This is a genomic window from Amycolatopsis sp. TRM77291, assembly GCF_054166285.1.
Genome location: NZ_JBSZHF010000001.1, coordinates 7,456,982 through 7,475,777, shown reverse-complemented (window position 1 = coordinate 7,475,777; position 18,796 = coordinate 7,456,982). Strand labels below are relative to the sequence as shown.

19 protein-coding genes are annotated in these 18,796 nt (G+C 67.8%); 13 read left to right on the top strand and 6 right to left on the bottom strand.

What is annotated here, in order from left to right; genetic code table 11:
* The first annotated feature begins 30 nt into the window (after positions 1 to 30).
* Entirely contained in the window at positions 31 to 1,341 is a 1,311-nt protein-coding gene (locus ACXIZN_RS34920) for a GGDEF domain-containing protein (protein ID WP_457959181.1), read from the top strand.
* Here the strand turns inward: ACXIZN_RS34920 and ACXIZN_RS34915 are convergent.
* Entirely contained in the window at positions 1,338 to 1,919 is a 582-nt protein-coding gene (locus ACXIZN_RS34915; RefSeq protein ID WP_340688523.1) for a TetR/AcrR family transcriptional regulator, read from the bottom strand. The two genes, ACXIZN_RS34920 and ACXIZN_RS34915, sit on opposite strands and share 4 nt — an antisense overlap.
* Before the next feature lie 134 nt (positions 1,920 to 2,053).
* On the opposite strand from ACXIZN_RS34915, the gene ACXIZN_RS34910 reads away from it, so the two are divergent.
* The gene (locus tag ACXIZN_RS34910) at positions 2,054 to 3,280 is read left to right on the top strand and encodes a lipase family protein (RefSeq protein WP_457959180.1); all 1,227 of its coding nucleotides are present in this window, start codon (positions 2,054 to 2,056) and stop codon (positions 3,278 to 3,280) included.
* A 460-nt stretch (positions 3,281 to 3,740) separates the two neighbouring features.
* On the opposite strand, the gene ACXIZN_RS34905 is transcribed toward ACXIZN_RS34910, so the two are convergent.
* Positions 3,741 to 4,148 carry a DUF3151 domain-containing protein gene (locus ACXIZN_RS34905; protein ID WP_126736282.1) on the bottom strand — a complete coding sequence of 136 codons (408 nt, stop codon included), beginning with the start codon at positions 4,146 to 4,148 and terminating at the stop codon, positions 3,741 to 3,743.
* 232 nt (positions 4,149 to 4,380) lie between these two features.
* Here ACXIZN_RS34905 and ACXIZN_RS34900 point away from each other — a divergent pair, with 232 nt between their 5' ends.
* Positions 4,381 to 5,598, top strand: coding sequence for a hypothetical protein (locus tag ACXIZN_RS34900; RefSeq protein ID WP_457959179.1), 1,218 nt, complete (start codon positions 4,381 to 4,383; stop codon positions 5,596 to 5,598).
* Positions 5,599 to 5,601: 3 nt separating this feature from the next.
* On the opposite strand, the gene ACXIZN_RS34895 is transcribed toward ACXIZN_RS34900, so the two are convergent.
* From ACXIZN_RS34895 to ACXIZN_RS34885, 3 genes are all read right to left on the bottom strand, one after another.
* Positions 5,602 to 6,807, bottom strand: coding sequence for an ATP-binding protein (locus tag ACXIZN_RS34895; RefSeq protein WP_457959178.1), 1,206 nt, complete (start codon positions 6,805 to 6,807; stop codon positions 5,602 to 5,604).
* 287 nt (positions 6,808 to 7,094) lie between these two features.
* Positions 7,095 to 8,123 (bottom strand): class II fructose-bisphosphate aldolase, encoded by a 1,029-nt coding sequence (gene fbaA, locus ACXIZN_RS34890; protein WP_034312446.1) that lies wholly within the window; start codon positions 8,121 to 8,123, stop codon positions 7,095 to 7,097.
* Between the two features lie 83 nt (positions 8,124 to 8,206).
* Positions 8,207 to 9,028 (bottom strand): LLM class F420-dependent oxidoreductase, encoded by an 822-nt coding sequence (locus ACXIZN_RS34885; RefSeq protein WP_126736285.1) that lies wholly within the window; start codon positions 9,026 to 9,028, stop codon positions 8,207 to 8,209.
* Between the two features lie 50 nt (positions 9,029 to 9,078).
* Here ACXIZN_RS34885 and ACXIZN_RS34880 point away from each other — a divergent pair, with 50 nt between their 5' ends.
* The 6 genes from ACXIZN_RS34880 to ACXIZN_RS34855 all read left to right on the top strand — a co-directional run bounded on the left by ACXIZN_RS34880 (position 9,079) and on the right by ACXIZN_RS34855 (position 14,922).
* The gene (locus ACXIZN_RS34880; RefSeq protein ID WP_457959177.1) at positions 9,079 to 9,990 is read left to right on the top strand and encodes an aldo/keto reductase; all 912 of its coding nucleotides are present in this window, start codon (positions 9,079 to 9,081) and stop codon (positions 9,988 to 9,990) included.
* 148 nt (positions 9,991 to 10,138) lie between these two features.
* Positions 10,139 to 11,029 carry an SDR family oxidoreductase gene (locus ACXIZN_RS34875; protein ID WP_126736287.1) on the top strand — a complete coding sequence of 297 codons (891 nt, stop codon included), beginning with the start codon at positions 10,139 to 10,141 and terminating at the stop codon, positions 11,027 to 11,029.
* Between the two features lie 4 nt (positions 11,030 to 11,033).
* Positions 11,034 to 11,507, top strand: a complete 474-nt coding sequence (locus tag ACXIZN_RS34870) for a pyridoxamine 5'-phosphate oxidase family protein (protein WP_457959176.1) — start codon at positions 11,034 to 11,036, stop codon at positions 11,505 to 11,507.
* 81 nt (positions 11,508 to 11,588) lie between these two features.
* Positions 11,589 to 13,058 (top strand): flavin-containing monooxygenase, encoded by a 1,470-nt coding sequence (locus ACXIZN_RS34865; protein ID WP_457959175.1) that lies wholly within the window; start codon positions 11,589 to 11,591, stop codon positions 13,056 to 13,058.
* Positions 13,055 to 13,921 (top strand): metal-dependent hydrolase, encoded by an 867-nt coding sequence (locus ACXIZN_RS34860; RefSeq protein ID WP_457959174.1) that lies wholly within the window; start codon positions 13,055 to 13,057, stop codon positions 13,919 to 13,921. The genes ACXIZN_RS34865 and ACXIZN_RS34860 overlap by 4 nt, the downstream gene beginning before the upstream one ends.
* Positions 13,918 to 14,922 carry a PDR/VanB family oxidoreductase gene (locus ACXIZN_RS34855; protein WP_457959173.1) on the top strand — a complete coding sequence of 335 codons (1,005 nt, stop codon included), beginning with the start codon at positions 13,918 to 13,920 and terminating at the stop codon, positions 14,920 to 14,922. Before ACXIZN_RS34860 ends, ACXIZN_RS34855 begins: the two co-directional genes overlap by 4 nt.
* 4 nt (positions 14,923 to 14,926) lie before the next feature.
* Here the strand turns inward: ACXIZN_RS34855 and ACXIZN_RS34850 are convergent, their stop codons facing one another.
* Positions 14,927 to 15,211 carry a YciI family protein gene (locus ACXIZN_RS34850; protein ID WP_126736292.1) on the bottom strand — a complete coding sequence of 95 codons (285 nt, stop codon included), beginning with the start codon at positions 15,209 to 15,211 and terminating at the stop codon, positions 14,927 to 14,929.
* Positions 15,212 to 15,352: 141 nt separating this feature from the next.
* Between ACXIZN_RS34850 and ACXIZN_RS34845 the strand changes: the two genes are divergently transcribed.
* From ACXIZN_RS34845 to ACXIZN_RS34830, 4 genes are all read left to right on the top strand, one after another.
* Positions 15,353 to 15,928: a SigE family RNA polymerase sigma factor gene (locus ACXIZN_RS34845; RefSeq protein WP_007032484.1), complete on the top strand. Its 576-nt coding sequence runs from the start codon at positions 15,353 to 15,355 to the stop codon at positions 15,926 to 15,928.
* A gap of 91 nt (positions 15,929 to 16,019) precedes the next feature.
* Positions 16,020 to 17,222 (top strand): N-acetylglucosamine-6-phosphate deacetylase, encoded by a 1,203-nt coding sequence (nagA, locus tag ACXIZN_RS34840; RefSeq protein WP_126736308.1) that lies wholly within the window; start codon positions 16,020 to 16,022, stop codon positions 17,220 to 17,222.
* Positions 17,223 to 17,240: 18 nt separating this feature from the next.
* On the top strand, positions 17,241 to 17,621 hold the full coding sequence (locus tag ACXIZN_RS34835; RefSeq protein ID WP_457959172.1) for a hypothetical protein: 381 nt from the start codon (positions 17,241 to 17,243) through the stop codon (positions 17,619 to 17,621).
* Positions 17,622 to 17,675: 54 nt separating this feature from the next.
* Positions 17,676 to 18,398 carry a DedA family protein gene (locus ACXIZN_RS34830; protein ID WP_457959171.1) on the top strand — a complete coding sequence of 241 codons (723 nt, stop codon included), beginning with the start codon at positions 17,676 to 17,678 and terminating at the stop codon, positions 18,396 to 18,398.
* Positions 18,399 to 18,796: the final 398 nt, after the last annotated feature.

Below are 18,796 nucleotides of genomic sequence, written 5' to 3'. Positions count from 1 at the left end.
CGGAGAATGACGCAAGAGTCAGGGGGAAAGATGATCACATCGGAGGAACGTGCTGGACATCGTTCGGCTCTCACGGTAGGCGCGTGGGAGCTGTGGAAGCGGCCTAAGCACTGGATCGCCTACACCGGGCTGTCCGTCGCGACGATGCTGGCACTGACGGGGGTCTTCGCCGCATCCATCGCCATCACGTCTTCGCAGGTCCTGCTGTGTTTCCTGCTCGCCGGGCTCGCCATCGCGCACACCGAGGCGACCCGCCGGATCGAGCGCCAGCGCCGCAGCATGAGCGTCACCCCGCATATCAACATGACCTCGGTCTGGGTCCTGCCCGGCGCGATTCTACTTCCGCCGCAGTTGACCGCGCTTCTCGTGACCGTGATCTATCTTCACCTCGGATACCGCAGCTGGGCAGGCCTTCACACGGTCAATCCCCACCGAACTGTGGCGAACGCCACATCCATGACGCTGACCGCGTTCGCCGCCTGGGCGTCCGTCCAGGTCGTCGGCGCGGACACGGCGTCGGTCACGGCGATCTGCGCCGCGAGTCTCGTCTTCTTCCTGATGAACGCCGTCTTCACCGGCACCGGCCTGTACTTCGCGGCCCCCAAGAAGGCGACCGTCCAGACGCTCCTCGGCTCTTGGGACGACAACATCCTCGAGGCTTCGACGGTGTGCATCGGCGCGCTCGTCCTCGCCGTCCTGCCGCATCAGCCGGTGCTGGTGCTGCTCGTCTTCCTGCCGCTGTACCTGCTGCAGCGTTCGGTGCTGATCAAGCAGCTGGAAGAGCTCGCGACCACCGACCAGAAGACCCAGCTGCTCAACGCCACGACCTGGCAGCAGGGCGCCGTCCGCGAGGTCGCCCGCGCCGAGCGCGAGAACGGCCAGTTCGGCGCGCTGATGATCGACCTCGACCACTTCAAGAGCATCAACGACACCTACGGCCACCTCGCGGGCGACGACGTGCTCAAGGGCGTCGCGGCGCTGGTGAAGGCCGAGACGCGGACGCAGGACCTCGCCGGGCGGTTCGGCGGCGAGGAGTTCGTCGTGCTGCTGACCTCGTCGTCGAAGCACGAGTCCGTCGCGGTCGCCGAGCGCATCCGGCAGCGGATCAGTGAGATGGTCATCAGGACCCAGGACAACGAGGGCAACCCCGTCGTCATCGAACAGCGGACGGCGTCGGTCGGCGTGGCGACGTACCCGCTGGACGGCCGGACCATCGACGAGGTCATGGCCTCGGCCGACGCGTCGGTCTACGCGGCGAAACGCAACGGCCGCAACCGCGTCGTCTCGTCACCGGATCTGGCTTCGGTCGCCGAAGTGCCCCTGGCGGCCGTCGCGGCCTAACGCAGTCTTTCCATCACGTCGGCGGCCTCGGTCCGCAGGCGGACGACGCCGCCGACGGTGAATTCGGTGAGCAGGTCGATGAGCGCGTCCGCGTCGGGCGGCTCACCGTCCCAGCTCGCCTGGACGAGCGCCTCGGTCATCGCGAAGAACAGCGTGACCAGGGCCTTGTCCGCGCGGCCGGAGTCGACCCCGTGGCGCGCCCAGCGTTGCCTGCTCGCCTCGGTGTATACGCCCGCGAGCCGTTCGCGAAGGCGGGTGAGGGCCGGGTCGCCCATGCGCTCCGCCTCGCGCAGGACCGGGAAGGCGTCGGGATTCGCCGCGACGAAGGCGAACATGTTGGCGTAGTTGGCGCGCGCCCAAGACCGCAGCTCGGGCTGCGAGAGATCCAGGGCGGGCGCGCCGATCGCCTCGAAGGCCCGTTCCTCGATATCCGCGACGACCTGCGTGAACAACGTCGTGCGATCGCCGAACTGCTCGTAGACGGCCTGGCGGGACACCCCCGCGCGCCGGGCGATCTGCTCGATCGTCGCGGCCTGCGCGCCGTGCACCGCGAAGACGCCGGCGGCCGAACTCAGCACTCGCGCGCGTTGCTCGCCGATCGGGAGTTTGCGGGGTCTCCCTCGCGGCGCCGGGCTTGACATTGTGCGCCACCTCACTGACTCTCTTTTTCGACACGTCTGTCGAAAATGTTTGTGCTCAACGAGGAGCAAGCATGCGTCCAGGATCCCGGCTCGGTGTTTCCGCCGCCGTCTCAGCGGCCACCATCGCGGCCCTGCTGACCTTCGGGGCACCGCAGGCCACGGCCGCCCCGTCCTTCTACGATCCCCCGTCGCCACTGCCCGCGGGTGCTCCCGGCGACATCATCCGGCACGAACCGTCCACCTTCTACGTCGATCCCGTGAAACTCATCAAGGCCGACGCCGACGTGCGGCGGATCATGTACCGCAGCACCGACACCCACGGCAAGGCCAACGCCGTGACCGGCACCGTCCTCACCCCGAAGAAGGCGTGGACCGGCGCGGGCGAACGGCCGGTCATCGGCTACGCGGCCGGGACGCAGGGTGTCGGCGACCAGTGCGCGCCGTCGAAAGCCCTCGCGGCGGGCATGGAGTACGAAGGGCCCTTCATCGCCGGGCTGCTGCTTCGCGGCTACGGCGTCGTCGTCACCGACTACGAGGGCCTCGGCACCCCGGGCGTCCACACGTACGTCAACCGCGTCGCCGAGGGCAACGCCGTCCTCGACTCGATCCGCGCGGCGCAGCGCCTGCCCGAAGCGAACCTGCCGGACAACGGCCCGGTCGCGACCGCGGGCTACTCGCAAGGCGGCGGGGCGTCGGCGTCGGCCGCCGAACTCCAGCCGTCGTACGCGCCCGAGCTCAAGCTGAAGGGCTCGTACGCGGGCGCCGTCCCGGCCGATCTGGCCGAGGTCGGCAAGAACATCGACGGGCACTACGCCTTCGGATTCCTCGGATTCACGCTGGTCAGCATGGACGCGGCGTACCCGGAGCTGAACATCCCGGCCCTGCTGAACGCGAAGGGCGTCGAAGCGTTCGAGAAGGTCAAGCAGGAGTGCACCGGGGACGCGATCTTCGGACACGCCTTCACGCAGTCGAAGGACCTGACGAAGGACGGCAGGCCGCTGACCGCGTACCTCGGCGAAGAGCCGTACAAGACGCGAGTCGGCGAGCAGCTCATCGGAGCGCGGAAGCCGGGCGCGCCGACGCTGGTCGTCCACAGTGCGCTCGACGACATCGTCCCCTACGCGCAGGGGCGGACCATGGCGCGCTCGTGGTGCGCGAAGGGCGCGAAGGTGCAGTTCTCGACGTCGCTGGTCCCGACGCACGTCGGCGGGGCGATCCGGGCCTTCCCGGAGGCTTTCGCTTGGCTTGAGGGACGCTTCGCGGGGCTGCCGGCCGTGGGGAACTGCGGGCTGTTCTAGGGCTCGTGAGTGGTAAGGACGGTTAGAACCAAGGGTGTCTTGGATACCTACTGGCTTCCGGCCGCCGTTGACCCCGGGCGCGGTCTGTGGGGGTCTGGAGCCGGTGTGGGGGGGGGGGGGGGGGGGGGGGCNAAAAGGGCTTCATCAAGTAAGGCCTCGTGAGTGGCTAGGACGGTTCTAGCCAACGGTGTCTCAGATACCTACTGGCTTCCGGAGCGGGCGTCGCGAAAGCCACTTTCGGGACACCAGACGTCTCGAAAGTGGCTTTCGCGACATGGTCACCAGGACGATGCCCGGCTACAGCCAACGTTGCGAAAGCCACTTTCGCAACGTTGAAGGTTGCGAAAGTGGCTTTCGCAACCCCCGGCCAAGCCCACCACCCGGCAGAAACCGCACTACCGAGTGGGTTCTAGCTCGTGAGTGGTAAGGACGGTTCCAGCCGTCCTTACCACTCACGAGGTCACTTGAGGCCGGTGGCTTCCGCGGCGGCGGGGTCCGAGTCGGCGAGGAAGGTCTTGCAGCGGTCGTACTCCTCGGTCTCGCCGATCTTGCCGGCGGCCTTGCCGAGGACGGCGAGGGAACGCAGGAAACCCTGGTTCGGGCGGTGCGACCACGGCACCGGACCGTGTCCCTTCCAGCCCGCGCGGCGAAGCTGGTCGAGGCCGCGGTGGTAACCGGTGCGGGCGTACGCGTACGCGGCGACGGTCTCGCCGGCTTCGAGCGCCTTCTCGGCGAGGGCGGCCCACGCCTCGCTGTAGTCGGGGTGCTCGGCGGCGACGGCGGCCGGATCGGTCCCGGCGTCCAGCGCCGCCTGCGCGGCGGTGTGCTCGGGGAGATGCGTCGGCTGGGGGCCGAGGAGGTTCGTCATACGGGCCATTGTGCCGACCGCGTGTGGCTAGAAGAACAGGCTCCCGAGAATGCCCCCACCGGCCAGCACCAGAGCGGCGACGAGGATCGCCGCGACGAGTCGTTTCGGCATCATGGCGGCACACCTTGCCCTGCTTCGCACGCCGACCGCAAATCCGCCACCCCTACGGGTGAACCCCGATTTTCGACCCCGAATGCCCGTCCCGTGATCTGGAGCAGGGAGGATGGCCCGCATGACAAAGGCGACAGAAGTGACCGGGGACCTTTCGCCGGGTGTCATCCCCCGCAGCCCGATCGCGAAGACCAGGCTGTTCTTCAAGCTCCATTGGCACCGCGGCGCGCCGGGACAGGCGACGCCGGATTGGGTGCTGAACTTCTGCTACTCGATGTGGCTGGCGGCGTTCGCCTTCAAACTGGTCGGCTCGTCGTGGGACATGTCGTGGCATTTCATGTGGCTGCGCGACGACCTCGCCCCGCCGCACCTGATCAACACCGTCGGCACGGTGATCATCATGGTGCTGGTGGCGATCCACAGCTACACCGGGATGGGCGCCGACCGGCGGTCACTGCGGCTGATGCAGGCCGGGCTCGTGGTGTTCCTCATCGCGGCGCCGCTGGACGTCATCAACCACCGCGTCAACGGTCTCGACCTGACCGCGTGGAGCCCGTCGCACATGATGCTCTACATCGGAACGGGCATCATGCAGGCCGGCGTGATCATGGGCTGGCTGAAGCACGCCAAGCCCGGCCGCCTGCGCACCGGGGTCCTGATCGGACTGTGGGCGTTCTTCCTGGAGAACACGTTCTTCCCGAACGGTCAGCAGGAGTACGGCATCCTCGGCCTGCGCGCCTGGGAGCGCGGCGCGCCCGAGGCCGAGCCCGAGCTGCTGAACTTCGCCGCCGACCAGATCGGCCACCCGGTCGACCGGGTGGCCGTCGAGTACTTCACAATGCCGATCGACGACTGGGTCTACCCGCTGTGGGGTATCGGCGTGATGGCGCTGATCTTCGCGCTGGCGCGGCACACCACCGGCTTCCGCTGGGCCGGGACGACGGTCGCCGCCGCCTACCTCGCGTACCGGCTGGTGATGTGGCCGCTGCTGCTCGGGATGGGGTTCCCGATCTCGACCGTGCCGTTCTACCTGCTGGCCGTCGGCCTCGCCGTCGACCTGGCGTTCCGCATCGGCCGGGGTCATCCGCTCCTGACGGCGGGCGCGGGCGCGCTGCTGGTGACGGCGTTCGGCTACGGGATGCTGTGGGTGCAGTCGCAGTTCCGGCCGTGGATCCTCGGTGACGCGCAGACGGAGTCAGCGCCGCCGGTGGCCTACTGGACGGCCGCGGTCTGCCTGGTCGGTGTCGGCGCGTTGTGGGCCGCCGCCGGTCCGGGGACGCGGGCGATGAACTCGCTGCTGGAGAAGCGCCGCGAGAAGACGACGCTGCCGGCCGCCTGAGGCTCAAGCCGGATCATGCCCGGCCTGCCACAACGAAGCGAGCGGGAGCGCCATCAGCCGATCACCGAAGCTGATGGCGCCCTGGCTTCCTGTGTGCAAGACGATGCCCTGCGTGAACTGATCACCGAGAAGGTCTCTTAGCTGGGCGAGGCCGCGGAAGTCCGCCGCGGTCACCGTGTCTCGCGCCTTCGCTTCGACGCCGACGACCTGCCCGTCGTCCCGTTCCATGACCACGTCGACCTCCGCGCCACCGCTCACTCGCCAGTGGTGCAGCCGAACCTCGGCTTCGCTCCACGTCGCTTGCTTGGCCAGCTCATTGACGATGAAAGTCTCGACAAGGGGCCCACGGGTCGGCGCCACGGGTTTGGCCAGGGATTCCGGCGACACGCCCAGCAAAGAAGCGGCGAGTCCCGTGTCGGTGAGGTGCAGCTTGGCGTGTTTTACCGCCCGGGACGTCAGATTTCGCGACCACGCCGGGAGCCGGTGGACCAGGAACACCGCTTCCAGCAATTCGACGTACTTGTTCACCGTGGTGCGGTGAAGGCCTGTCCTGGTCGACGTGTTCACGCTGTTGTGCTCTTGCGCCGTAATGGAAGCCAGATAGGACAACAAGGCCGTCATGGCGCTGGGTTCGTTGATCCTGGCCATCTCCCGGATATCGCGCTCCGCGATGGCCTGCACATAGGCGCGGAACCAGGCTTTGCGCGCACGCACACTGTCGAGAAGGGCCGGCTCGGGAAAGCCGCCTCTGCAGATGCGTGCGAAGTAGTCGGCGCGATCGACGTTCGAAGGAGCGAGGCCGAGCAAGCGGCCGGGTTCGTCGAAGACGACATCGATGAACCGCTCGACGTTTCCGGTGAACTCACCTTGCGAAAACGGCCGAACGTCGACGACGACGCCCCGACCGGCCAAGGATTCGGACAGGCTCGGCGTCGCGAGGAACCGGGTCGACCCCGCCAGGACGTAGCGTCCTGGCCCGCCGTCCGCGTCGACCACTGCTTTGATGGCTCTGATCAGCGGGTCTCCCGCCCGTTGCACCTCATCGATGAGCCTGGGTTCCGGTCCGGTGCCGGCGAACCCGACCGGATCGGCGATGGCCGCTTGCAGAAGCTGCTCGTCGTCCAGATTGAAGATGGTCCCGCCGTGGCGCCGGTGAAGGTGCTTGAGCATGGTGGTCTTGCCCGCCTGACGGGGACCGTTGAGGATCACGACCCGGAAGCTCGACAAGTACTCCTCGGCGACGGCGCAGCAGGCGCGGGCCAGGTCCGATTCGGCCATAGCTCCTCGATATGTCGGTTCGTGTACATCTCACAGTACCTTCAACCGACATTTCACGATCGGGTGAACCGACATTTCACAGTGCAAGTGACCGACATTTTGCTGACCTTGAACCACTGGCCGGGAGGCCCGCTCCGAGTACGTGAAGGCCCCCTTCACTGCGTCTAGCGCAGTGAAGGGGGCCTTCACGTACTTTTAGAGGACTAAATGCGGGCTGGTCAGAGCTTCTTGCCCGCCGAGCCCAGCGACTGAGCGGCCTCGACGACGCGCGCGGCCATGCCGGCCTCGGCGGCCTTCAGGTAGCTACGCGGGTCGTAGACCTTCTTGTTGCCGACTTCGCCGTCGATCTTCAGGACGCCGTCGTAGTTCTTGAAGAAGTGGTCCGCGATGGGCCGGGTGAAGGCGTACTGCGTGTCGGTGTCGACGTTCATCTTCACGACGCCGTACGACACCGCCTCGCGGATCTCCTCCGGCAGCGAGCCGGAACCGCCGTGGAAGACCAGCTCGAACGGCTTCGAACCGGCCGCGAGGCCGAGCTTCTTCGCCGCCGCCTCCTGGCCGCCCTTGAGCACGTCCGGGCGCAGCTTCACGTTGCCGGGCTTGTAGACGCCGTGCACGTTGCCGAAGGTCGCGGCCAGCAGGTAGCGGCCGTTCTCGCCGGAGCCGAGCGCGTCGATCGTCTTCAGGAAGTCGCCCTCGGCGGTGTACAGCTTCTCGTTGATCTCGGCTTCGACACCGTCTTCCTCGCCGCCGACGACGCCGATCTCGACCTCGAGGATGATGTTCGCGGCCGCGGCCTTGGCGAGCAGCTCCTGCGCGATCTCGAGGTTCTCGTCGAGGTCGATCGCGGAGCCGTCCCACATGTGGCTCTGGAACAGCGGGTGCTGACCGTTCTTGACCCGCTCCGCCGAGATCTCGATCAGCGGGCGGACGAAGCCGTCGAGCTTGTCCTTCGGGCAGTGGTCGGTGTGCAGCGCGACGTTCACGTCGTACTTGGCGGCGACGACCTGGGCGAACTCGGCGAGCGCGACCGAACCGGTCACCATGTCCTTGACCTTCTGGCCGGACGCGAACTCGGCACCGCCGGTGGAGAACTGGATGATCCCGTCGCTCTCCGCCTCGGCGAACCCGCGGATGGCGGCGTTCAGGGTCTCCGACGAGGTCACGTTGATGGCCGGGTAGGCGAATTCGTTCGCCTTCGCCCGGTCGAGCATCTCCGCGTAGACCTCGGGGGTGGCGATGGGCATCGTTTACTCCTCCTCGAAGCAGGCTGGTGCACCTCTCGGCCGCATCGTACGAGGTCGGCCGGGAGGTGCCTACAGCCGTCGCGTCAGAGAAGGACCGCGGCGAGCGCCCGGTAGACCGGCAGGGGGTCTTGGTTCAGTACCTGGATGTTGACGTGGTCCGCCCCGGCTTCGATATGCGCGGTGACGCCGCGGGCGACCGTCTCGGCGTCGCCGTGCACGGCCAGCGCGTCGACCAGCTTGTCGCTGCCCTCGCCCGCCAGGTCCTCGTCGGTGAAACCGAGTTTCCGCAGGGAGTTCGTGTAGTTGACGAGACCGAGGTAGAACTTGACGGTGCCCCGCCCGATCTCGCGGGCCTTCGCCGGGTCGGTCTCGAGGACGACCTTCTGTTCGGGCGCGAGCAGCGGCCCCTCCCCGAGGATTTCGCGCGCCTGGCGCGTGTGCTCGGGCGTCATCAGGTACGGGTGGGCGCCCGCCGTGCGGTCTCCTGCGAGTTTGATCACCTTCGGGCCGAGCGCGGCGAGCGCGCGGCCTTCGACGGGCACCCCGGCGGCGTCGAGAGCGTCGAGGTACTCGACCAGCGCCGCGTACGGCTTCTTGAACTCCGCGGTGTGCTCGCGGTGCCCGGCGCCGATGCCGAGCAGGAAGCGGCCCGGGTGCTTCGCCTCGATGCGCTTGTACGACTCGGCGACCGTGGCCGCGTCGTCCTTCCAGATGTTGACGATGCCGGTGGCGACCTTGATCGTCTTCGTCGCGTCGAGCAGCTCCTCCGCCTTCACGAGGTCGCCGTCCGGCGAGCCACCGAGCCAGATCGCGCCGTAGCCGAGCTCCTCCAGCTCACGGGCGATCTCCGGGGTGAAGACGGATTCGTGCTGCCAGATGCCGATCCTGCCGAGTTCGATTCCCATGGACCGAGGTAACGCCGCGAAGGGGCGATGTCTTCCCTTAAGTTCGGAGTATGGCGAAACTCGGGAACACCGACCTCGACGTCCGTGGGATCAACCTCGGCGGGAACGTCTTCGGCTGGACCGCGGACCAGGAGCAGTCCTTCGCCGTCCTCGACGCCTACACGGCGGCGGGCGGCAACTTCATCGACACGGCCGACCTCTATTCGGCAGGCGGTTCCGAGACGATCATCGGCGAGTGGCTGAGCAGACGCGGCCGCCGCGACGACGTGGTCATCGCGACCAAGACCGGTATGTGGGAGGAGCGGAAAGGCCTGTCGGCGGCGAACATCACGGCGGCGGCCGAAGACTCGCTCCGGCGGCTCGGGACCGACCACATCGACCTCTACTACGCGCACATCGACGACCCGGACACCCCGATCGAGGAGACGCTGCGGGCCTTCGACGCGCTCGTGCGCGCGGGCAAGGTCCGCTACGTCGCTGCGTCGAACTACTCGGCGGAACGACTCACCGAGGCACTGTCCATTTCGGACCGTGAGGGGCTGGCGAAGTTCGCCGCACTGCAGCCGCACTACAACCTCGTCGAGCGGGACTACGAGCAGGACCTGGCTCCGACGGTCACCCGCGAAGGCCTCACGGTCCTGCCGTATTTCTCACTGGCCAAGGGATTCCTCGCCGGGAAGTACCGGTCGAAGGACGAACTCGGCGACAGCCCGCGCGCCGCTCGCGCATCGTCCTATTTGGACGAACGGGGCGAGCGGGTGCTCGCGGCGCTCGACGAGGTCGCGGCCTCCCGCGGGGTCCCGGTCGCGGCCGTTTCCCTCGCCTGGCTGTTCGCGCAGCCGACCGTCACCGCGCCCATCGCGAGCGCCCGCTCGGTCGAGCAGCTGAACGACCTCCTGCCCGCCGCCGACCTCGCCCTCACCTCCGACGAGGTCGACACCCTCAGCGCCGCCTCGCGCTGATCACCCCGCATTTCGTCCTCTGGATGCGGTAGTCGGCACCACGAACTACCGCGTCCAAAGGACGGAACGCGGACTTACTTGCGGGTAGCTTACTCCGGGTAGGTTGGGGTACCGTCCGAAAGCCTTAGGGCTCGGACGAGGAGGCAACGTGGCCAAGAACAGCGTGAACGGCAAGGTCGTCCTGATCACCGGCGCCGCGAGGGGCATCGGCGCGGGGCTCGCCGAGCGCCTGGCCGCGCAGGGCGCGAAGGTCGCCTTGGTCGGCATCGAAGCCAAGGAACAGCAGGCGGTCGCCGACAAGATCGGCCCCAGCGCGCACGCCTGGGAAGCCGACGTCACCAGCTGGGACGACCTCGAGCGCGCCACCGCGGGCGTCGTCGAGCATTTCGGCGGTATCGACATCGTCATCGCGAACGCCGGTATCGCGACCTCCGGTTTCGTCCGGTCGGTGGATCCGGCCGCCTTCGAGAAGGTCATCGAGGTCGACCTGCTCGGCGTCTGGCGCACCTTCCGCGTCACCCTTCCGCATGTCATCGACCGCAAGGGCTACCTGCTCGCGATCTCCTCACTGGCCGCGATCACGCACGCGCCGGGCATGGCGAACTACGCCGCCGCGAAGGCGGGCGTCGAGGCGTTCTGCAACAGCTTCCGCGCCGAAGTCGCCCACCTCGGCGTGAAGGTCGGCGTCGCGCACCCGACCTGGATCCGCACCGACCTCGTCGAGAGCGCCGACCAGCACCCCGTCTTCGGCAAGCTCCGCGCCGGCATGCCCGGCCTGCTCGGCAAGACCTACCCGCTGTCGGTCGCGCTCGACCACCTGCAGGCCGGGGTCAACAAACGCGCCCGCACCGTGCACGTGCCCCGCTGGGTCGGCGGCCTGAAGCTGATCCGCGCGTTCCTGCCGCCGATCATCGAGATCGGCGCGAAGGGCCGGATCAAGAAGGCCGACGCCGCCGCACTCGTGGACATCGAGCGGCGCGGCGCGTACGAATCTTCAATAACCGGTCAGGCAGGCCGGGCCGCCACGAAAAAGGGGTAACCGTATGTCCCGTCGCGACCAGATCCGCATGTCACCTGACGAACTCGCCGCCTACCTCGACGAGCAGAAGGTCATCAACGTCGCGACGATCGGCCCGAACGGCCGCCCGCATCTGGCGCCCCTCTGGTACTACCCGCACGAGTCCGGCGTCGCGACCTGGACTTATGGCACATCCCAGAAGGCGAAGAACCTGGAGCGCGACCCCCGCGCGACCGTGCTCATCGAGGACGGCGAGAGCTACGAGAAGTTGCGCGGGGTCTCCCTCGAAGCCGACGTCGAGATCGTCACCGACACGGCCGCGGTCACCGAGATGGGTATCAGCCTCATGCAGCGGTACGCGGACGCGAAGCCCGGAGACCCCGTGCCCGATGAGCTGTCGGGCTTCATCGGCAAGCAGGCCCCGAAGCGGATCGGGCTGATCTTCCGGCCGACCAAGATCGTGAGCTGGGACCACACGAAGCTCGGCGGCACGTACTGACGGGTAGGTAGTACTAGCAAGTAACTGTTACTTGAGGTAACGTCATCTGGGCACGAACGCCTCGAAGTGGAGGATTGCCAGATGACCGAGCGATTCAAGGTCGTGATCGTGGGCACCGGGTTCTCCGGGCTCGGCCAGGCCATCCAGCTCGAAAAAGCCGGGATCTCGGACTACGTGATCCTGGAGAAGGCGGACGAAGTCGGCGGTACGTGGCGCGACAACTCGTACCCCGGCTGCGCCTGCGACGTGCAGTCCCATATGTACTCGTTCTCGTACGAGCAGAACCCGGACTGGTCGCGGTCGTTCTCGCCCGCCCCCGAGATCTTCCAGTACCTCAAGGACGTCACCGACAAGTACCGGCTGCGGCGCAAGATCCGCTTCGGCGTCGAGCTCACCGGCGCGACCTGGGACGAGACCGAGCGCCGCTGGCACGTGCACACCAAATCGGGTGAGTTCGAGGCGCAGTTCCTGGTCTCGGGCGTCGGCGGCCTGCACATCCCGCAGGTGCCCCAGCTGCCCGGGATCGAGAAGTTCAAGGGCCAGACCTGGCATTCCGCTCAGTGGAACCACGAGTACGACCTGCGCGGCAAGAAGGTCGCCGTGGTCGGCACCGGCGCGAGCGCGGTCCAGTTCGTCCCGCGGATCGCCCCCGAGGTCGACGAGCTGACGCTGTTCCAGCGCACGCCGCCGTGGATCATGCCGAAACCGGACCACGCCATGCCGGGCTGGGCCAAGACCGCGTTCCGCCGGATTCCCGGCGTGCAACGGCTTTACCGCAACGCGCTGTACTGGTTCCTCGAAGTGCGCGCCGTCGGGTTCAACGGTCATCCCGCGATCATGAAGGCCGGCGAGGTGATCGCGAAACGCCACATCGGCAAGGCCATCAAGGATCCGAAGCTGCGCAAGAAGGTCACCCCGGACTACACCATGGGTTGTAAGCGGGTGCTGATCTCCAACGACTACTACCCGGCGATCAACCGGTCCAATGTGGACGTCAACACCAACGGCGTGCGCGAAGTCAAGGCGCACAGTGTCGTCGACGGGAACGGCGTCGAGCACGAGGTCGACGCGATCATCTACGGCACCGGGTTCAAGGTCACGGATGCCTTGGAATACCTGGACATCACCGGCATCGACGGCCGCGACCTCGCCAAGGAATGGGCGACCGAGGGGATGCACACGCACAAGGGCATCACCGTCTCCGGTTTCCCCAACCTGTTCTTCCTGCTCGGCCCGAACACCGCGCTGGGCCACAACTCCGTCGTCTTCATGATCGAGTCCCAGGCACGGTACGTCGTCGACGCCATCAAGCTCGCCGACTCGCGTGGCGCCGCCGCGCTCGACGTCCGCGCCGGTGTGCAGGAGAAGTTCCAGCGCGAGATCCAGGACAAACTCGTCAAGGGCGTGTGGACCCAGGGCGGCTGCAAGAGCTGGTACCTCGACGCGAAGGGCGTCAACCGGACGATCTGGCCCGGCTTCACCTGGCGCTACTGGCTCGAAACCCGCAAGGTCGACCCGAGCGACTACGAACTCAGCGGGAGGTCGTCGTGACGGACCACGAACAGATCGTCCTGCACGCGCGCGACGTCGAATTCGACTGGGCGTCGCTGCCGATGCACTGGATCCCCGGCGAACCGCAGGCGACGCACACGATCAACGTGCTGCATCTGGCGCTACCGGAGGGCGAGCGCTGGTTCGTCGAGGTGTTCAAGCAGGCCGTGCCGCTGATCCGCGACGAGCGGCTCAAGGAGGACGTGCTCGGCTTCATCGGCCAGGAGGCCATGCACGCCGAGGCGCACGACGGCGCCGCGGAACACCTCGAAGCGGCGGGCGTCCACGTGCGGCCGTACGTCGCGCAGATGGAGTGGATGTTCCGGCGCCTGCTCGGCGACCGCGACCTTTCCGCCAAACGACGCGAGGAATGGCTGATCGAACGGCTCGCCATCGTCGCCGCCATCGAGCACTACACCGCGTTCCTCGGCCAGTGGATCCTCGACGCCGAAGCGCTCGACAAGGCCGGCGCCGACCCGACGATGCTGGATCTCCTGCGCTGGCACGGCGCCGAAGAGGTCGAGCACCGCTCTGTCGCCTTCGATCTGTTCATGCATCTCGACGGCCGCTATACCCGTCGCGTGCGCAGCATGCTCGTGGTGACGCCGGTGCTCGCCTGGGTTTTCTTGCGGGGCACCAGGTTCCTCATGAAGAACGATCCGACGCGGCCGGGCAAGACGAGTTTCCGGACCTATCTGCGCGTGGCGAAGCTCGGGCTCCTGCCTTCGGGCAAGCAACTGCGGCGCGAGATCCGGCCGTACTTCCGGAAGTCCTACCACCCCACCGAAACCGGCAACACCGATCAGGCCGTCGCGTACCTCGCGAGTTCCCCGGCCGCGTTGGCCGCCGACGAACCCCGATGACGACACCGTCTCGGCCCCTGCGGCTCGACGGCAGCGGCCGGACCGACCGCGCGATGGCTTCGCTGACCGGTGTCGTCGCGCTGTACCGCAGGCTCAGCGGGGTGAGCGGCCGCCGCCGGCCGCCGGTGGCCGTCGTCGACCGTGACCTCCCGCTGGTCGTCGACGATGTCCGTCGCGAAGCCGACGGCGTCGCCGTCCTGCGGCTGGTGCACGAACGCGGCGAAGCGCTGCCGCGATGGCGGCCCGGCGCGCACATCGACCTTTCGCCCCGGCCGGGGCTGGTCCGTCAGTACTCCCTGTGCGGCGATCCGGACGACCGCTCGGCCTACCGCGTCGGCGTCCGTCTGCTCGGCGAGGGATCGACGGCGGTGCACGCGTTGAAGAAGGGCGCGCGGATCACGGGACGCGGCCCGCGCAACGCGTTCCCGTTCGTCGCGAGCCCGGCGTATCTGTTCATCGCGGGCGGTATCGGGATCACGCCGATCCTGCCGATGGTGCGGCAGGCCGCCGCGGCGGGCGCGGACTGGCGGCTGGTCTACACCGGCCGCGACGAGGCCTCGATGCCGTTCCTGGAGGAATTGTCCGGATTCTCCGACCGCGTCTGGATTCGCCCGGACATGGACTACGGAATCCCCGCCTCCGGCGCGGAACTCCTCGAAGGGGCCCCGGAAGGCGCGCCGATCTATTGCTGCGGCCCGGTTCCGATGATCGTCGGTGTCCGGACCGACGCCGCGCTGCGGAGTTCGGGGCCGGTGTTCTTCGAACGGTTCTCGACGCCGCCGATCGTCGGCGGCAAGCCGTTCCGTGTCGAACTGGCCCGCAGCGGCGTCACCTTGGACGTCCCCGCCGACCGGACCACCCTCGACGTCCTGCGCGAAACCGTGCCCGGTATCGCGTATTCGTGCCGTCAGGGGTTCTGCGGGACGTGCGAACTGCCGACGGTGACCGGCGACCGCGTCCGGGTCTGCGTCGAACGCGAGCCGGTCACCCTCGATCTCTGAATCGTCAGGCTTCCTTGGGGATCCAGGAGCCGATCACCGGCTTGAACTCGCGCACGGTCCGCTTCGCGACGACACCTTCGAGGTGGTACGGATCCTTGTCGATGATCTCCAGCAGCGCCGCCTCGTCCGCCGCCTGGTACATCGAGATACCGCCGGAGCCGTCGCCCAGCGGGCCGCCGAGCGCGACGACGCCCTGGTCGGCGAGGGCGGACAGGAATTCCCGGTGCCGGGGACGCACATCCGCCAGCTTCTCCTGCACGTACGTGATCTCCACCAGGAACCAGGCCATCGACATCTCCAAGGTCGCTCCGAACGGATGCCCCCAGCTTCTCAGGATCCGATCAGGCAGGACTCCCGCCCCACCCGATACGCTGATCGAGCGCCATGCACAGGTTGTGCTTCAAAGGGGTAAATGAACAGGTAGGGGTACATGCTCGAGGGCAATGCGGAACGCAGTGTCGAGGCGACCCTCGGCCATCTGCGCACCATGGACGGACCGGTCACGCCACCGCCGCCTGCGGCACCGCTGACCCTTGAGGATCTCTACCGCCAGCACCGGATGCGGCTCGTCCGGCTGGCCATCCTGCTCGTGGACGAACCCGCGACCGCCGAGGACGTCGTCCAGGAGGCCTTCACCGGGCTGCACCGCAACTGGGGACGCCTGCGCGACGCCGCCGCGGCCGTCGGATATCTGCGCACCGCCGTGGTCAACGGATCACGCAGTGTGCTGCGCCGCCGCAAGACCGCGCGCGAGTACGTCGCACCGCACGCCGTCAACGCGCGTTCGGCCGAAAGCCTCGCCATGCTGTCGAGTGAACATCAGGCCGTGGTGAGCGCTTTGTCCAAACTGCCCCCTCGCCAGCGCGAGGTTCTGGTCCTCCGTTACTACGGTGGGCTGAGTGAGGCCGAGATCTCGGAGGCCGCCGGGATTTCGAAAGGTACCGTTAAGTCAACCGCCAGCCGGGCGCTCGAAGCACTGCAGAAAGCGATGCAGTCACCGAACTGATGCCCGGCCTTCATCTCGACCGCTGGGTTGTGCCGCCATGCTTGGTCCAGACCAATATATGCTGGGGGGCGTGAGAGGCGCCGGAGATTTCGTGATCGTGGGCGGCCGGGTCGTCGCCCCGGACCGTGTACTCGACGACGGCTGGCTGGCTATCGCCGCCGGCAAGATCGTCCAAGTCGGTTCCGGGACACCCCCGGACATCGATCGCGTCGACGTCGACGGATGCCTGGTCGTGCCCGGCTTCGTCGACACCCACTGCCACGGCGGCGGGGGCGGATCGTTTTCCAGCTCGAACCCCGAGGAGCTGCTCCGCGCGGTCCGCGCGCATCGGCGGCACGGGACCACGACCATGCTCGGCAGTCTGGTCTCGGACCCCATCCCGGTGCTCAGGGACCAGATCGCGGCCCTGCGTGAGCTGGTCCAAGAGGGTGAACTTGCCGGAATTCACCTTGAAGGACCCTTCATCTCGAAGGCGCGCTGCGGGGCGCACGATCCGGCGACGCTGATCGAGCCGGACACGGCGACGGTCAACGCGCTGCTCGGCGCGGGCCGCGGCGACATCCGGATGGTCACCCTCGCCCCCGAACTGCACGGCGGGATCAAGGCGGTCCGCCAACTGGCCGAATCGGGCGTCATCGCCGCCATCGGGCACACCGACGGCGTCGAGGACCAGATCATCCCCGCGATCGACGCGGGCGCCTCCGTCGCGACCCACCTCTTCAACGCCATGCGGCCTCTCCACCACCGCGAACCCGGCCCGATCGGCGCGCTCCTCGACGACGAGCGCATCACCGTCGAGCTGATCTGCGACCTCGTCCACGTGCACCCGACCGTGCTGCGGCTGGCCGCGCACCACGCGGGCAAGGGCCGGACGGTGCTCATCACCGACGCCATGTCCGCCACCGACGCCGCCGACGGCAGCTACATCCTCGGCCGCCTCGAGGTCGACGTCCGCGACGGTGTCGCCACCCTGGCGGGCAACGGTTCGCTGGCGGGCAGCACGCTGACCATGGACGCGGCCTTCCGCAACCTGGTCCGCGGCGCGGGTATCGACCTGCTCGACGCCGTCCGCGCGACCTCCGGGCGCCCCGCCGAACTGCTCGGTATCGCCGACCGGACCGGCTCGCTGCGCGCGGGGCTCGCGGCCGACGTCGTCGTGCTCGACCGTGACCTCCGGCCGGTCAAGGTGCTTCGTCAGGGCGAATGGGTCAAGGACGACGCTGCGGCTACATTGAGCGCCACGGCTCCGCTGAGTGGGGCGGTCGAAGGCGGTGTGTCGGTCAGCGACGGGTAGCGGCGAAAGGAGTCCCGGATGAGCGAGCCCAAGGACCCGGAGAAGCTCCTGGCCGACGCCCTGCGCGCTCAAGCCGTCTTCGCCCCTTCGGCGGAGCGGGTCTCCGAGACGACCACGGACAAACCGGCCGAAACGGACACCGAGAGTAACGCCGGGGCTCCCGGGGAACACGAGCTGCCGCTGCAGTACGGGCTGCTGTCCGGCGCCAGTGCCGACTCGCTCGAACGGGAGCGCGTCGCGCTGGAGGACGCGGAAACGGCCAGGCTGGCGGAGCGCCCCACGCCGCCTCCGGCACCTTCGCCGAGCAGCCCGCCTTTGCCCGCGTACTGGGTGCTGTTGCTGGCCGTCCTGCTGGGGCTCGCGGCAGGCTCGGTGATCGGGCTGCTCACGCTGATCTGAGCCGCGCTCTCCCGCCGGGTCAGGGCACTCAGCGTCACCCTGTACCGTTTTGGTGTGATCCTGGCGCAGAACACCGTGACGACGATGGGCCTCCTGCCGGAGTGGCTGGACCCGCAGCACCTGCTCAGCGGACTGACCGTACCGGTCGTCACCATCCTCTGCTTGATCATCTTCATCGAGAGCAGCATCTTCCCGGTGCTGCCCGGTGACTCACTCCTGTTCACCGCGGGCCTGTTCATCGCGAACGGCTCGATCGAGGCGCCGCTGTGGCTGGTGTGCGTCCTGGTCACCGTCGCCGCGCTGATCGGCAACGCGGTCGGCTACGGCCTCGGCTGGAAGATCGGGCCCTGGCTGTTCCGCAAGCCGGACTCGAAGTTCTTCAACCAGAAGTACGTGGACCAGACCCACGCCTTCCTGGAGAAGCACGGGCCGAAGGCGGTCGTGCTGGCGCGGTTCGTGCCGTTCGTGCGGACGTTCATCACCTGGATCGCCGGTATCGGCAAGATGGACCCGAAGAAGTACTTCGTCTACACCGTCATCGGCGGCATCCTGTGGGCCGCCGGGATCACCGCGCTCGGCCACCTGCTCGGCGGCGTCGCGTTCATCCGCGACAACGTGGACGCGATCTTCATCCTGATCGTGCTGGTGTCCGTGGTGCCGATCGTGATCGAGTACCTGAAGTCGCGGCGCGAGAAGAAGCACGCGAACACCGCGACCGGTCTCGTCGCCGACACCGCCGAGGACATCACGCAGCAGATCCCGCGCGTCCGCGACTGATCCTTCCGACGTGCCATGAACGGGCCGTTCCTTGCGAAGCTTTGCCAGGAACGGCCCGTTCATGGCGTTCAGCGGAGAAACTTCACAGCGCCATGGTCCGCCGGGCCGCGTGCTCATCATCGAGGCGTGTCGCGAAAGCCACTTTCGGGACGTGTGATGTCCCGAANGCTTTGCCAGGAACGGCCCGTTCATGGCGTTCAGCGGAGAAACTTCACAGCGCCATGGTCCGCCGGGCCGCGTGCTCATCATCGAGGCGTGTCGCGAAAGCCACTTTCGGGACGTGTGATGTCCCGAAAGTGGCTTTCGCGACACGGTGCCGGGGTCTCGGGTAGGACGAGCAGGGCAAAGGGGACTTTCTTCGCACCCGACACCCGGTGCCTCACCTGGGTGTGTCCCGA